The sequence below is a fragment of the Pseudomonas sp. S31 genome (genome assembly GCF_016648105.1).
Lineage (GTDB): Bacteria > Pseudomonadota > Gammaproteobacteria > Pseudomonadales > Pseudomonadaceae > Aquipseudomonas.
Genome location: NZ_JACVVE010000009.1, coordinates 86,366 through 100,979, shown reverse-complemented (window position 1 = coordinate 100,979; position 14,614 = coordinate 86,366). Strand labels below are relative to the sequence as shown.

Below are 14,614 nucleotides of genomic sequence, written 5' to 3'. Positions count from 1 at the left end.
GAGAGATGTGGTGAAGAAGACGCTGTTCCAACTGCACTGGTTCTTTGGCATCACCGCTGGCCTGGTGCTGGCCTTGATGGGCATCACCGGGGCGCTCTACTCGTTCCAGGAAGAACTGCTGCGCGCGTTCAACGCCGATGTGCTCAAGGTCGAGGTACGCCCCGAGGGCGTGCTGCCGCCCGCTGAGCTGGTGCGTCGGGTCGAAGCCGAGCAAGGCGACAAGGTCTCGATGTTGTGGGTCGATGTGCGCGAAGGCAATGCCGCACGGATCTTCTTCACCCCACCGCCGGGCGAACGCCGTGGCGAGCTGCGCTATGCCGACCCGTACACCGGCGAGCTCAAGGGCGAGGCAACTGGGCAAGGCTTCTTCAACCTGATGCTGACCCTGCACCGCTTCCTCGCCATGGGCGATACCGGCCGGCAGATCACCGGTGCCTGTACCCTGATGCTGGTGTTCTTCTGCCTCTCCGGCCTGTACCTGCGCTGGCCGCGCAAGGCGCTGAACTGGCGCACCTGGCTGACCTTCGACTGGGCCAAGAAAGGCCGGGCCTTCAACTGGGACCTGCACGCCGTGGCGGGTACCTGGTGCCTGCTGTTCTATCTGCTGTTCGCCCTCACCGGGCTGTTCTGGTCCTATGAGTGGTACCGTTCGGGCCTGAACAAGCTGCTGGCCGACGCACCCGCTGCCGGGCAGCAGAAGCGCGGTGAAGGCCGTGGCCGACATGGCCCGCCCAAGGTCGACAAGAACGCACCGCCGCTGGTGGTCGACTACGACGCCATCTGGGCCAATCTCAAGGATGCCGCAGGTCCCGGCCTGGCCATGTACAACCTGCGCCTGCCACCGGCCGGCGGCCAGCCGGCCAATCTGTTCTACCTGCTCGAGGACGCCGCTCACCCGCGCGCCTTCAACACCCTGGTGATCGACCCGGCCAGCGGCCAGGTGAAAAGCCACGACCGCTACACCGACAAATCCTTCAAGGCACAGCTGCTGCAAAGCGTCTACGCCCTGCACGTGGGTGAGTACTTCGGCCTGCCGGGGCGGATCATCGTCACCATTGCCAGCCTGACCATGCCACTGTTCTTCGTCACCGGCTGGCTGCTCTACCTCGACCGCCGCCGCAAGAAGCGCCAGGTGCGCGCAGCCCGCGGCAGCGTGGGTGCCACGGCGGCCAGCGACGACAGCTGGCTGATCGGTTTCGCCAGCCAGAGCGGCTTCGCCGAACAACTGGCCTGGCAGAGCGCCGGGCAATTGCAGGCCGCTGGCCTGCCGGTACAGGTACGCGCTCTGGCCGACCTCGGCGAAGACGACCTGCGCCACGCCCGCCGCGCCTTGTTCGTGGTCAGTACCTTCGGCGACGGCGAAGCACCCGACAGCGCCCGTGGCTTCGAACGCAAGGTACTGGGCCAACCTTGGGCCCTGGACAACCTCAGCTACGCCCTGCTCGCCCTGGGCGACCGCCAGTATCCGCACTTCTGCGGTTTCGCCCGACGCCTGCAGGCCTGGCTCGGCGAACGCGGTGCCAGCAGTGCGTTCAGCCCGGTCGAGGTGGACAACGCCGACCAGGCCGCCCTGCAACAGTGGCAACAGGAGCTGGCACAACTGACCGGCGCCCAGCCGGTGGCGGCCTGGCAACCGCCGAGCTTCGGCAACTGGAGCCTGGTAAGCCGCGAACGCCTCAACCCCGGTAGCCAGGGGCAACCGGTCTATCTCCTCGGCCTGCGCCCGGAACAACCCGCGCAGTGGCAGGCCGGCGACCTGGTGGAGATCCTGCCGCTCAATGGCCAGCCCCGCATCAGCGCCTTCCTCGCAGGCCTGGCGCTGGATGCCGATACCAAGGTACAGGTCGATGGCCTCGCGGAAACCCTTGGCCAGGCGCTGTCCGGCCGCCAGTTGCCGATACGCCGCGACCATTTGGTCGGCCTGCATGCGCAGGCGCTGGTCGATGCGCTGGTGCCGATCGGCAGCCGCGAGTATTCGATCGCCTCGATCGCCAGCGATGGCGTGCTGGAGCTGATCGTGCGCCAGGAGCGCCACGCTGATGGGCACCTGGGCCTCGGCTCGGGCTGGCTGACCGAGTACCTGCCGCTGGGTGGCACCTTGAGCCTGCGCCTGCGTCGCAACAGCGGGTTCCACCTGCCGGAAACCTCTGCACCGATGATCCTGATCGGCAACGGCACTGGCCTGGCCGGCCTGCGCAGCCTGATCAAGGCACGTATCGGCAATGGCGAGCAGCGTAACTGGCTGCTGTTCGGCGAACGCAACCGGGCGCATGACCTGCTGTGTGGCGCCGAGTTGCAGGGCTGGCTCGATAGTGGCGACCTGGCACGGCTGGACCTGGCATTTTCCCGGGATCAGGCCGAGAAGGTGTATGTGCAGGATGTGCTGTTGCAGCACGGCGATGAGTTCAAGCGCTGGGTGGCCGATGGGGCTTGCGTGTATGTCTGTGGCAGCCTGCAGGGCATGGCTGCGGGCGTGGATGCGGCGCTGCATGGGCTGCTGGGCGAGGAAGCGGTGCAACAGCTGATCGAGGATGGGCGGTATCGGCGGGATGTGTATTGATCTGAAATCGAGGTAGTCAGGGCCGGCCTCTTCGCGGGTAAACCCGCTCCTACAGGGATCACACGGTACCTGTAGGAGCGGGTTTACCCGCGAAGAGGCCGGGCCTGCTCAATGCAACTCGAAGGTATCGGCATCCAGATTCGCCGGGAAGCGCGTCCGGTAGCTCGCCAGCTCCGCCGCGCTCAGCACCGCCGTGAACACCCCATCCGCCTCGCCCGCGCTCAGCAGGCTCTCGCCCTGGAAGTCCAGCACCTGGCTATCCCCTGAATAGGCGAAGCCCTTGCCGTCCGTCCCCACCCGGTTCACCGCCGCCACATAACACAGGTTCTCTATGCCCCGCGCCGGCAGCAACCGGTTCCAGTGCTGGCGGCGCGCTGCCGGCCAGTTGGCGGTGTACAGCAATAGGTCGGTGTCCTGAGCGTCGCGGCTCCACACCGGGAAACGTAGGTCGTAGCAGATCAGCGGGCGCACGCGCCAGCCCTTGACCTCGAACTGCACCTGGCGCTCACCGGGGGTGTAGTGCTTGTGCTCGCCGGCCATGCGGAACAGGTGGCGCTTGTCGTAATGCAGGATCTCGCCATCCGGTCGCGCCCACAGCAGGCGGTTGCGGTGGCTGCCGTCGGCATCCTGGACGATGATGCTACCGGTGATCACCGCGTCGATTTTCTTCGCCTGGGCCTTGAGCCATTTGTAGGTCGGGCCATTCTCGGGCTCTGCCAGGCGCTCGGACTCCATCGAGAAGCCGGTGGTGAACATCTCTGGCAGGATCACCAGGTCGGCGTCACCGACCTGCTCCAGCAACACCTCGAAATGCGCATGGTTGGCCTCGCGGTCGTGCCAAGCCAGGGTGGTCTGCACCAGGGCGATTTTCAGGTTGGGCAGTTGACTCAGATCGCGCATAGTTTTTCCGCCGCCTGACGCAGCGTCTCCTCTCGTTTGGCAAAGCACAGGCGCACCAGGCGTTGCTCGGGGATGGGTTGCTGGTAGAACACCGACACCGGAATGGTCGCCACGCCGTGCTCGCGGGTCAGCCACAGGGCCATGTCGACATCATTGAGGTCGGGGCGGAGCTGCGAATAGTCCACCAGTTGGAAGTATGTACCCGCCGTGCGGGTGAAGCGCAGCCGCGAGCCTTCGAGCAGGTCGCAGAACAGGTCACGCTTGGCCTGGTAGAAGCCCGGCAGCTCGTCGATGTGCTGCGGATGCTCGGCCATGAAGTCGGCCAGCGCACACTGCAGCGGCGTGACGCCACAGAAGTTGACGTACTGGTGCACCTTGCGCAACTCGGCGCTGAGCGCTGCCGGGGCGACCACATAGCCGGTCTTCCAGCCGGTCACGTGATAGGTCTTGCCGAACGAGCTGACCACGAAGGCGCGGGCGTACAGTTCGGCGTGGGCCAGCACGCTGGCGTGCTGCACACCGTCGTACACCAGATGTTCGTAGACCTCGTCGCTGACCAGGTAGATGTCGCGGTTGGCGATCAGCCGGGCGAGCTGGTCCAGGTCTTCGCGGGTGATCAGCGCGCCACTGGGGTTGTGCGGCGAATTGAGGATGACCATGCGCGTGCGCGGGCTCAGCGCATCACTGAAGGCCTGCCAGTCGATGCGAAAGTCGCCGTCGCCCAGTTGTACATGCACGCAACGCCCGCCAGCCAGGGTCACCGAGGGCTCGTAGCTGTCGTAACAGGGGTCGAAGACGATCACTTCGTCGCCGGCCTGGACCACCGCCTGTATCGCACAGAAGATCGCCTCGGTGGCGCCGGGGGTGATGGTCACTTCCTGGTCGGCATCGACCTTGGCGCCATACAGGCGCTCGACCTTGGCCGCCACCTGTTCGCGCAGAGCCGGCAGGCCGGTCATCGGGGAATACTGGTTATGCCCGGCAGCCACATGCCGGCCCACTGCATCGAGCAGTGCCTGGGGACCGTTGAAGTCGGGAAAACCCTGGGAGAGGTTGAGCGCGCCGGTTTGCGCAGCGAGCTGGGACATGGTGGTGAAGATGGTCGTGCCGACGTTCGGCAGTTTGCTGCAGATCATGGAGCCCTCTTTCCTGGGGTGTATCCGGCACGGGGTGGAGTCCGAGCATAGCGGATCGAGCAGTCAGGAAAAAGGTTGAAACAATAGGGGGATTGCCTGGAGTCAGAAGACCTCTTCGCGGGAAAAACCGCGAAGAGGTCGGCGGGCATCAGCGCTTGTCGCGGCGCTTCTTCTCAGCCTTCTTGTGGTGCGACATCAAGCGGCGCTTCTTGTTGACCTGACGATCGGTAAGGGTGTTCTTCTTGCCCTCGTACGGATTTTCCCCGCCCTTGTACTCGATGCGGATCGGCGTACCGACCAGTTTCAGCACGCGGCGGTAGGTGTTTTCCAGGTAGCGCGAGTACGACTTGGGAATCTTCTCGGTCTGGTTGCCGTGGATCACGATCAGCGGCGGGTTGGCACCACCCAGGTGGGCATAGCGCAGCTTGATACGGCGGCCGTTGACCAACGGCGGCTGGTGCTCGCTGACCGCATCCTCGAGGATCTGCGTCAGGCGGCTGGTCGGCCAACGGGTAACTGCCGACTTGAACGCAGCCTGCACCGACTTGTACAGGTGACCCACGCCGGTACCATGCAGCGCCGAAATGAAGTGGATATCGGCGAAGTCGACGAAGAACAGCCGGCGCTCGAGCTCGGTCTTGACGTAGTCACGCTCGCCAGGCTCCATGCCATCCCACTTGTTCAGGGCGATGACGATGGCGCGGCCGGCTTCCAGAGCGAAGCCCAGCAGGTTGAGGTCATGGTCGACCACGCCTTCGCGGGCATCCATGACGAAGATCACCACGTTGGCGTCCTTGATCGCCTGCAGCGTCTTCACCACCGAGAACTTCTCGACTTCCTCGTGGATCTTGCCGCGCTTGCGCACACCCGCAGTGTCGATGAAGGTGTACTTCTCGCCATCACGCTCGAACGGGATGTAGATACTGTCGCGGGTGGTGCCCGGCTGGTCATACACCACCACGCGCTCTTCGCCGAGCATGCGGTTGACCAGGGTCGACTTGCCCACGTTCGGACGGCCGATGATGGCGATCTTGATGCCATCCTTTTCACTCGGGCCAGGAATGCGTACCGCTTCCTCGCCTTCGGCGACTTCCTGGTCGAGGGCTTCTTCTTCGGCGTCGCGTGGAATGTGGCCGAGTACCGACTCCATCAGGGCATTGATACCACGGCCCTGGGAGCCGGCCACAGGAATGGCGTTGCCCATGCCCAGTGGCGAGAACTCGGCGCGCGCGACGTCGGCGTCGATGTTGTCGATCTTGTTGGCCACCAGGATCGCCGACTTGTTGCGCTTGCGCAGATGCTCGGCAATCATCTGGTCGGCAGCGGTCATGCCGGCGCGGGCATCGACCAGGAACAGGACGTAGTCGGCTTCCTCGATGGCCATGAGCGACTGCTCGGCCATCTTCTCGTCCATGCCCACTTCATCACCGGTGATGCCACCAGTGTCGATCAGGATGAACGAACGACCCTGCCAGGAAGCGTCGCCGTACTGGCGGTCGCGGGTCAGTCCCGACAAGTCGCCGACGATGGCATCGCGGGTCTTGGTCAGGCGGTTGAACATGGTGGATTTGCCGACGTTCGGCCGGCCCACCAGGGCGATTACGGGAACCATGCGGCTCTCCACTCTTGAATTCTTGAAAATGCAAAGGCCGCTGCAAGGCAGCGGCCGGAGTTCGGGCGGCGTGTCCTACGCCGCGGCTTGAAGCCCGCCAAGGCTTCAAGCATAGCTTCAGCGGATGGTCAGTGCCTCGAGCTTGCCGCTGTTGCCGAAGACATAGATGGTGTCGCCGACCACCAGGGGCCGAGCGCGCAGGCCATCGCTGTCGATACGCTCACGGCCGACGAAGCGGCCATCGACCTGGCTGAGCAAGTGCAGGTAACCCTCGAAGTCACCCACCGCCACGTAGCTGGAGAACACCTCGGGGGCGGTCAGCTGGCGGCGGGCCATCGAGTCGTTGCTCCACAAGGCGCTGGTCGAGCGCTCGTCAACGCCTTCGACGGTGCCGGAGGCCTCGCTGACATAGACGTTGCCGAAGCCCTGGGCGACACCGACGTAGCTGGAGGCATCACGCTGCCACAGCACGCGGCCGCTCTCCAGGTCGAGGCCAGCCATACGGCCCTGGTAGGTGCTGACATACAGGGTACCACCGGACAGCAGCAGGCCACCGTCGATGTCGACCACGCGATCCAGCTCGGAACGGCCCTGCGGGATGGCCACGCGGCTTTCCCACACCGGCACGCCGTTGTTGATGTCGACTGCCACCACCTTGCCGGTGGACAGGCCGGCAACGGCCAGGCGGTTGGTGGCGATCGGCGCACCGGTGCCACGCAGGGTCAGCACGGCCGGAGTGTTATCGTAGGTCCAGCGGCGGTCGCCGGTGGCGGCGTCGAGGCCGATCAGGCGGTCGTCCTGGGTCTGCACGACGACGACATCACCGTTGGTCGCAGGCGGGGCCAGCACTTCGCTGGTCACGCGCGAGCGCCAGCGTTCCTCGCCAGTGCTGGAGTCGAGGGCGATGACCTCGCCTTTGAGGGTACCCAGCATGACCAGGCCGTAGCCGACGCCGACAGCACCGGAAACCGGCAGGTCGAGGTCCTTGTTCCAGACCACCTTGCCGGTGATGCGGTCGAGGGCGTAGACCTCGCCGTTGACATCGGAGGCGTAGATGCGGTCGTTCTCGATGGCCGGAACCAGGGTGTTGTAAGTCTCACCCTGGCCGTCACCGATCGAACGGCTCCACTGTTTCTTCAGCACCACTTCCTCGGTGAACTTGGTCAGCTCGGCCGGGGGCAGTTCCTTCTTGCTGTTGCTGCTGCAACCTGCGGCCAATACGGCCAGGGTCAGCACTGCTGCTTGTTTCCAACCGATCACGTCACGCGTCCCCTTTGGCCAGGTCGTCCAGCTTCAGTTGCAAGCCACCGACCGCGGCGTCATCCGACAGCGCAGCCTTGGCTTTTTCATATGCAGCGTGGGCATCGTCGGCGCGACCCAGCTGTACCAGCAGGTCGCCCTTCAATTCCTCGCGGCTGGCCAGGAAGGCCTTGTCGGTGTCGCCATCGAGCAGTTTGAGGGCATCGGCGGCCTTGTCCTGTGCAGCCAGCACACGCGCCAGGCGCTGACGCGAGATCTCGCCCAGGGTCACATCGGCGGGTTTGTCCAGCACACCCTTAAGCTCGGCGACGGCGTCGTCGAGCTTGCCGCTCTCGACCGCGACCTTGGCGACGAACAGGCTGCCGTACTGGGCATAGGCGGTACCGCCGAACTCGCTCTTGAGCTTGCCGGCCAGTTCCGCGACCTTGGTCGCGTCAGGCTGACCGCTTGGCGTGAGGCTGGTTTCCAGCAGGGCCTGGTACAACTGCGAGGCACCTTGCGACTGGTTGCTCTGGTACTTGTGCCAGGTGTTCCAGCCCAGCACCACCACACCGGCCAGCAGCGCGCCGGTCAGCAGCGGCTTGCCGTTGCGGTTCCACCAGTCCTTGACCCCTGCCAGGTCATCATCATCGGTACTCGACACCCCAATACTCCTTTTCGCCTATTCGCTTGTCGGACCGCGTTACGCCTGGGCGATCGCGGTTTCCAGGTGCTCAGCCAGAGCATCCCAGGCAATGTTCTGTTGTTCGCCCTGGCCACGCAGGGGCTTCAGGCCGATCTCTTGCTTGGCCAGTTCGTCGTCGCCGAGGATCAGGGCGAACAGCGCCCCGCTCTTGTCGGCCTTCTTGAACTGGCTCTTGAAGCTGCCACCGCCGGCATTCACCGCCAGGCGCAGGCCCGGCAGACGGTCACGCAGGCTTTCGGACAGGCGCAGGCCGGCAATTTCGGCCTGTTCGCCGAAAGCGCACAGGTAGACGTCGATCTGGCGGTTGATCGACTCGGGCACCTTGCCCAGGGTCTCCAGCAGCAGGATCAGGCGCTCGATACCCATGGCGAAACCCACGCCCGGAGTCGGCTTGCCGCCCATCTGCTCGACCAGGCCGTCATAGCGGCCACCGGCGCAGACAGTACCCTGAGCACCGAGCTTGTCGGTCACCCACTCGAACACGGTCTTGCTGTAGTAGTCCAGGCCGCGGACCAGCTTGGTGTTGATCACGAACGGAATGCCGGCGGCATCCAGGCGGGCCTTGAGGCCGGCGAAGTGCACGCGCGAATCTTCGTCCAGGTAGTCTTCCAGCTTCGGCGCGCCGACCAGTACGGCCTGGGTGCCCTGGTCCTTGCTGTCGAGGATGCGCAGCGGGTTGCTCTTGAGCCGGCGCTGGCTGTCTTCGTCGAGCTGCTCGAGGCGCGCCGAGAGGAACTCGACCAGCGCGTCACGGTAGCGGGCGCGGGCTTCGCTGGTACCCAGGCTGTTGAGTTCGAGCTTGACCGCGTCCTGGATGCCCAGCAGGCCCCACAGGCGCCAGGTGAGCATGATCAGTTCGGCGTCGATGTCCGGACCGTCGAGGTTGAACACTTCCACGCCGATCTGGTGGAACTGCCGGTAACGGCCTTTCTGCGGCCGCTCGTGGCGGAACATCTGGCCGATGTACCAGAGTTTCTGCACCTGGCCGTTGCCGGTGATGCCATGCTCGAGCACGGCGCGCACGCACGCGGCGGTGCCCTCGGGCCGCAGGGTCAGCGAATCGCCGTTGCGGTCCTCGAAGGTGTACATCTCTTTTTCGACGATATCGGTGACTTCACCGATCGAACGCTTGAACAGCTCGGTGAACTCGACGATCGGGGTACGGATCTGGCTGTACCCGTAGGTGTCCAGCAGGCCGGCCACGGTGCCTTCGAAATAGCGCCACAGGGGTGACTGCTCGGGCAGGATGTCGTTCATGCCACGGATGGCTTGCAGCGATTTGCTCACGAAATGTCCTTACGAATCTGTGTGTCAGCCACGGACGATCAACGCCGCGTCGGCTTCGGCCTTCTCGGCCGCTTTCTGGCGGATGAGCTTTTCCAACTCATCGACCAGGTTGTCATTGGTCAGCTTCTGCGATGGTTTGCCGTCGATATAGACCAGGTTCGGCGTACCGCCGGTCAGCCCCACGTGGGACTCCTTGGCTTCACCCGGGCCGTTGACCACGCAGCCGATCACCGCCACGTCCAGCGGTACCAGCAGGTCTTCCAGGCGCCCTTCCAGCTCGTTCATGGTCTTGACCACATCGAAGTTCTGCCGCGAGCAGCTCGGGCAGGCGATGAAGTTGATGCCACGCGAACGCAGGTGCAGCGACTTGAGGATGTCGTAGCCGACCTTCACTTCCTCGACCGGATCGGCGGCCAGGGAGATGCGGATGGTATCGCCAATCCCCTCGGCCAGCAGCATACCCAGGCCGACCGCGGATTTCACCGTTCCCGAACGCAGGCCACCGGCTTCGGTGATACCCAGGTGCAGGGGCTGGACGATCTGCTTGGCCAGCAGGCGATAGGCTTCCACGGCCATGAACACGTCGGAGGCCTTGACGCTGACCTTGAAGTCCTGGAAGTCCAGGCGGTCGAGATGCTCGACATGGCGCAGGGCCGACTCGACCAGTGCAGCCGGGGTCGGTTCGCCGTACTTCTTCTGCAGGTCCTTTTCCAGGGAACCTGCATTGACCCCGATGCGGATCGGGATACCACGATCGCGAGCGGCATCGACTACCGCACGCACGCGGTCTTCACGGCCGATGTTGCCTGGGTTGATGCGCAGGCAATCGACGCCAAGCTCGGCCACGCGCAGGGCGATCTTGTAGTCGAAGTGGATATCGGCGACCAGCGGCACGCTGACCTGCTGCTTGATGCGGCCAAAGGCTTCGGCGGCGTCCATGTCCGGCACCGAGACGCGCACGATGTCGACACCGGCGTCGACCAGGCGCTGGATCTGCGCCACGGTGGCCGCCACGTCGTTGGTGTCGGTGTTGGTCATGCTCTGCACCGCGATGGGGGCATCGCCACCCACCGGTACATTGCCGACCCAGATTTTGCGGGATTCGCGACGTTTGATCGGAGATTCGCCGTGCATGACTTACTGTCCCAACTTCAGGCGAGCGGTCTCGCCACTGGTGAACGGGGCAACATCGACGGCCTGGCCGTTGAAGCTGACCTGGGCGCCGCGGGCAAAGCCCAGGCGCACCGCGAACGGCGGCTTGCCGTTCAGGTCGAGGTTGTCGCCCTTGCGCTTGATGCCGCTGAACAGCACCTTGCCGTTGCCGTCGGAGACCTGAGTCCAGCAATCGGCGGTGAATTGAATGGCGACCTTGGCGCTACCGGCAGGCACTGCAGCTGGCTCGGCGGCGGTTGCCGGTACGCTGGCGGCAGGGGCAGCGGGCGCGACTGGCGCGGCCGGAGCCGGGGTCGCGGCTGGCGCGGCCTGCTCGACGGGAGCAGGCGCCGGGGCGACGGCGGTTGGCGTAGACGGTGCTGTTTCGCCAGCCGGCGCAGCATCGCTGGTGGCTTCGCCTGCCGGCTCGGCGTTGGCCGACTCGAGCGGCAACGGCGCAATCTCAGGCTGCTGCCCGGCAGTCACCGCCTGATCTTCGGGCTCGTCCAGTGGGTGGATCTGGGTGGTGCCGTCAGCGCTCTCGACCTCGACGTGCTCCAGGGCGATCTTGGCCAGGTCCTTGCCTTTCAGGCTGCCCTTGTCCTGCCACCAGACGAAGCCGCCGCCGACCACGGCCACCAGCAGCAACAGGCTGACGCCGCGCAGGATGTTGTGCGACAGACGCACCGGCTCTTCGATACGGCCCAGCGAGTGCACCTCGCTGCCCTTGGCGTGGGTACCGGTGTACTGGTCGAAGGCGGCGACCAGGGGCGCCTGGTCCATGTCCATCAGCTTGGCATAGGCGCGAATATAGCCACGGGCGAAGGTATGCCCCGGCAGCTTGTCGAAGGCTCCGGTTTCCACGTGGTTCAGCGAACTTACGGTGAGGTTCAGCTTGCGGGCCACCTCGGCTTGCGACCACTCGCGTTTCTCGCGGGCCTGGCGCAACAGCTCGCCGGGGTTCTGGCCAGTCGCTGCTGCTACTTCGGGATGCGCGGCTTTCATCGTTGCTCCGACAGGTATTGCTGATATTCCGGCGTACCGGGATAAAGTCGTTGTAGTTGCTGGCCCAGTTCGGCCTGCGTGCCCTGCTCGTCGAACGCCCTGGCAAGGCGGCTGCCCAACAGGAGACTACGGGCGCCATGCTCGCTCAACTGGCTGAAACGTTCGTAGTAATCCCGGGCCGGCACATAATGCCTGTTTTCGAAGGACAACTCAGCCATTTCCAGCAACGCCCTGGGTTGCCGTGGGTTGAGTTGCAAGGCCTTGGTCAGGTAAGCGTGCGCCTGGTCGTGGGCACCGAGCCGCAGGGCTGTAAGGCCGAGGTTCTCGTACACTCGCGAACGTTCAGGATACAGGGTATCGGCACTGGCCAGGCGAAACATCTGCTCAGCTTCGGGGAAACGTTGCTGAGCATATAGGAAACTGCCGTAGTTGTTGCGAATTCGCGTGTCATCGGGGCGCGCCGCCAGCGCTTGGCGAAAGTGCGACTCGGCCAGCGCCGGCTCGGCCTCGGCGGCGAACACCAGGGCCAGGGCAGCATGGGCATCGGCGTCACGGGGGCTGAGGGCAAGCGCCTTGGCCAGTGGCGCCTTGGCCTGCTCGGTCAAACCTTGTTGCAAATAACCCAGGCCCAATTGCACATAAGCCCGCCCCGCCTCGGCCCGCCCCTGGCTGCTGGCCAGGGGATGATGCGCGCCGCCCGACACACAGCCGGCCAGCAGCGAGAGCGCAAGGATCGACAGCGCGACGCGCAGGCTCATGGCAGGCCCGGACTCAGTGGCGCACGGCGCTGTCTGAAAGCTCAGCGTCGGCGGACAGCTGGCGCACGGCGATGTAGCGCTCGCTGCGGCGGGTACGGTCGTTGACCTGGCCGACCAGCTGACCACAGGCAGCGTCGATGTCATCACCACGGGTGGTGCGAGTGGTCACGTTGAAGCCACCGTGGTGCAGCAGGTCCTGGAAGCGGCGGATCGCGTTGTTGCTCGGCCGCTCATAGCCCGAATGCGGGAACGGGTTGAACGGGATCAGGTTGATCTTGCAAGGTACGTCGCGCAGCAGCTCGATCATCTGCGCGGCGTGCTCGGGCTGGTCGTTGACGTCCTTGAGCAGGGTGTACTCGATGGTCAGCACGCGCTTGCCGCCCAGGGTCGACATGTAGCCCATGCACGAGTCCAGCAGCATCTTCAGCGGGTACTTCTTGTTGATCGGCACCAACTGGTTGCGCAGTTCGTCGTTCGGCGCGTGCAGCGACAGGGCCAGCGACACGTCGATGTGCTTGGCCAGCTCGTCGATCATCGGCACCACGCCCGAGGTGGACAGGGTCACGCGACGCTTGGAGATGCCATAGCCCAGATCTTCCATCATGATCTTCATGGCGGCGATGACATTGTCGAAATTCAGCAGGGGCTCGCCCATGCCCATCATGACCACGTTGGTAATCGCGCGGTCGATCTTGGCCGGAACGGTCCCGAAGGATTTGTTCGCAAGCCACACCTGGCCGATCACTTCGGCGGCGGTGAGGTTGCTGTTGAAGCCTTGCTTGCCGGTGGAGCAGAAACTGCAGTCCAGGGCGCAGCCGGCTTGCGACGAAACGCAGAGGGTGCCGCGGTCGTCGGTGGGAATGTAGACGGTCTCGACGCAGCTGCCGGAGGCAACGCGGACCACCCACTTGCGGGTACCGTCGGCGGAAATGTCTTCACTGACCACTTCCGGGCCCCGAATCTCGGCAACGGCCTCGAGCTTTTCGCGCAAGACCTTGCCGACATTGGTCATGGCGGCGAAATCATCGACGCCATAGTGGTGAATCCATTTCATGACCTGACCGGCACGAAAACGCTTCTCTCCGATCGACTCGAAGAATTTTTCCATTTCCTGCAGGGTCAGGCCCAACAGGTTGATCTTGCCAGTCATGTCACTCATGGAATCACCCAAGACCTGCTTCGCTTAGCGAATGCGGTCGCACAGCTCGGTAGCGGAGAAGAAGTAAGCGATTTCGCGGGCAGCCGAGGCTTCCGAGTCGGAACCGTGAACGGCGTTCTCGTCGATGGAAACGGCGAAGTCGGCGCGGATGGTGCCGGCAGCGGCTTCTTTCGGGTTGGTGGCGCCCATCAGCTCACGGTTGGCCAGGACGGCGTTTTCGCCTTCCAGAACCTGGACGATGACTGGACCGGAGGTCATGAAGGCAACCAGGTCGCCGAAGAAGCCGCGCTCTTTGTGCTCAGCGTAGAAGCCTTCGGCTTCGGCTTTGGACAGTTGCTTCATTTTCGAAGCGACGACGCGCAGGCCGGCTTTCTCGAAGCGAGTGGTGATCTCGCCGATGACGTTCTTGGCAACGGCGTCAGGCTTGATGATGGAGAAAGTACGTTGAACAGCCATGGAAAACTCCAGAAATATGAGTGTTGCGAAAAATTAAACCCGCGAATTATACGCGGGTTCCAGGGGATTGCCTAACCTGCAGAATGCGTTCAGTCGGCTTCTTCGATCCAGGCCGCCTGGATGGCCTCGAGCACTTTCTCACCGCCACGTGACGGATCGTCGCTGAACTCTGGCAGGGCCAGCACCCAACGGTGCAGATCGACGAAATTCACATATTTAGGATCGACCTCAGGCTTGCTTTCCGCAAGCTGGATGGCGATCTCAAGTACATCAACCCATTTCAGACTCATGTACAAAACCTCAGTGCGGCGCTTCGGCGGCGTGGTTGAGCGAATACTTTGGAATCTCGATGACCAGGTCCTGGTCGGCGACGACTACCTGGCAGCCAAGACGCGATTGCGCCTCCAGGCCCCAGGCCTTGTCCAGCATATCCTCTTCCAGCTCGTCGGCCTCTTCCAGCGAGTCGAAGCCCTTGCGCACGATGCAGTGGCAGGTGGTGCAGGCCTTTACGCCGCCGCACGCGCTCTCCATCTCGATATGATGGTCGTGGGCCAGCTCCAGGATGTTGGTCCCGGCAGGCACTTCCACGGTCAGCCCCTCGGGGCAGAACTTCTCATGCGGCAGGAATGTTACCAGCGGCATCG

14 protein-coding genes are annotated in these 14,614 nt (G+C 64.1%); 1 reads left to right on the top strand and 13 read right to left on the bottom strand.

Annotated features, from left to right (window positions below; genetic code table 11):
* Window positions 1-7 precede the first annotated feature (7 nt).
* Window positions 8-2,560 carry a PepSY domain-containing protein gene (locus IAE37_RS09415; RefSeq protein ID WP_201172632.1) on the top strand — a complete coding sequence of 851 codons (2,553 nt, stop codon included), beginning with the start codon at window positions 8-10 and terminating at the stop codon, window positions 2,558-2,560.
* A 108-nt stretch (window positions 2,561-2,668) separates the two neighbouring features.
* Here IAE37_RS09415 and IAE37_RS09410 read toward each other — a convergent pair whose 3' ends face one another.
* The 13 genes from IAE37_RS09410 to fdx form a co-directional block, all read right to left on the bottom strand.
* Complete coding sequence (locus tag IAE37_RS09410; protein WP_201172631.1) at window positions 2,669-3,460, bottom strand: amidohydrolase; 792 nt, start codon at window positions 3,458-3,460, stop codon at window positions 2,669-2,671.
* Window positions 3,448-4,596: a pyridoxal phosphate-dependent aminotransferase gene (locus IAE37_RS09405; RefSeq protein ID WP_201172630.1), complete on the bottom strand. Its 1,149-nt coding sequence runs from the start codon at window positions 4,594-4,596 to the stop codon at window positions 3,448-3,450. Before IAE37_RS09405 ends, IAE37_RS09410 begins: the two co-directional genes overlap by 13 nt.
* 148 nt (window positions 4,597-4,744) lie before the next feature.
* Window positions 4,745-6,208: a ribosome biogenesis GTPase Der gene (gene der / locus IAE37_RS09400; RefSeq protein ID WP_201172629.1), complete on the bottom strand. Its 1,464-nt coding sequence runs from the start codon at window positions 6,206-6,208 to the stop codon at window positions 4,745-4,747.
* Between the two features lie 117 nt (window positions 6,209-6,325).
* A complete protein-coding gene (gene bamB, locus IAE37_RS09395) occupies window positions 6,326-7,468 on the bottom strand; it encodes an outer membrane protein assembly factor BamB (RefSeq protein WP_201172628.1) in 1,143 nt (380 codons plus the stop codon).
* Window position 7,469: 1 nt separating this feature from the next.
* Window positions 7,470-8,111 (bottom strand): tetratricopeptide repeat protein, encoded by a 642-nt coding sequence (locus IAE37_RS09390; RefSeq protein WP_201172626.1) that lies wholly within the window; start codon window positions 8,109-8,111, stop codon window positions 7,470-7,472.
* 39 nt (window positions 8,112-8,150) lie between these two features.
* Window positions 8,151-9,440 (bottom strand): histidine--tRNA ligase, encoded by a 1,290-nt coding sequence (gene hisS / locus IAE37_RS09385; protein ID WP_201172624.1) that lies wholly within the window; start codon window positions 9,438-9,440, stop codon window positions 8,151-8,153.
* Between the two features lie 24 nt (window positions 9,441-9,464).
* Window positions 9,465-10,574 (bottom strand): flavodoxin-dependent (E)-4-hydroxy-3-methylbut-2-enyl-diphosphate synthase, encoded by a 1,110-nt coding sequence (gene ispG / locus IAE37_RS09380; RefSeq protein ID WP_201172621.1) that lies wholly within the window; start codon window positions 10,572-10,574, stop codon window positions 9,465-9,467.
* A 3-nt stretch (window positions 10,575-10,577) separates the two neighbouring features.
* Window positions 10,578-11,597: a RodZ domain-containing protein gene (locus IAE37_RS09375; protein WP_201172618.1), complete on the bottom strand. Its 1,020-nt coding sequence runs from the start codon at window positions 11,595-11,597 to the stop codon at window positions 10,578-10,580.
* Window positions 11,594-12,355 carry a type IV pilus biogenesis/stability protein PilW gene (pilW, locus tag IAE37_RS09370; RefSeq protein ID WP_201172615.1) on the bottom strand — a complete coding sequence of 254 codons (762 nt, stop codon included), beginning with the start codon at window positions 12,353-12,355 and terminating at the stop codon, window positions 11,594-11,596. The genes IAE37_RS09375 and pilW overlap by 4 nt, the downstream gene beginning before the upstream one ends.
* 13 nt (window positions 12,356-12,368) lie before the next feature.
* On the bottom strand, window positions 12,369-13,514 hold the full coding sequence (gene rlmN / locus IAE37_RS09365; protein WP_201172614.1) for a 23S rRNA (adenine(2503)-C(2))-methyltransferase RlmN: 1,146 nt from the start codon (window positions 13,512-13,514) through the stop codon (window positions 12,369-12,371).
* Window positions 13,515-13,538: 24 nt separating this feature from the next.
* Window positions 13,539-13,970, bottom strand: coding sequence for a nucleoside-diphosphate kinase (ndk, locus tag IAE37_RS09360; RefSeq protein ID WP_013971021.1), 432 nt, complete (start codon window positions 13,968-13,970; stop codon window positions 13,539-13,541).
* Window positions 13,971-14,059: 89 nt separating this feature from the next.
* Window positions 14,060-14,260, bottom strand: a complete 201-nt coding sequence (gene iscX, locus IAE37_RS09355; RefSeq protein WP_133326497.1) for a Fe-S cluster assembly protein IscX — start codon at window positions 14,258-14,260, stop codon at window positions 14,060-14,062.
* A 10-nt stretch (window positions 14,261-14,270) separates the two neighbouring features.
* Entirely contained in the window at window positions 14,271-14,612 is a 342-nt protein-coding gene (gene fdx / locus IAE37_RS09350; protein ID WP_201172613.1) for an ISC system 2Fe-2S type ferredoxin, read from the bottom strand.
* Window positions 14,613-14,614 lie beyond the last annotated feature (2 nt).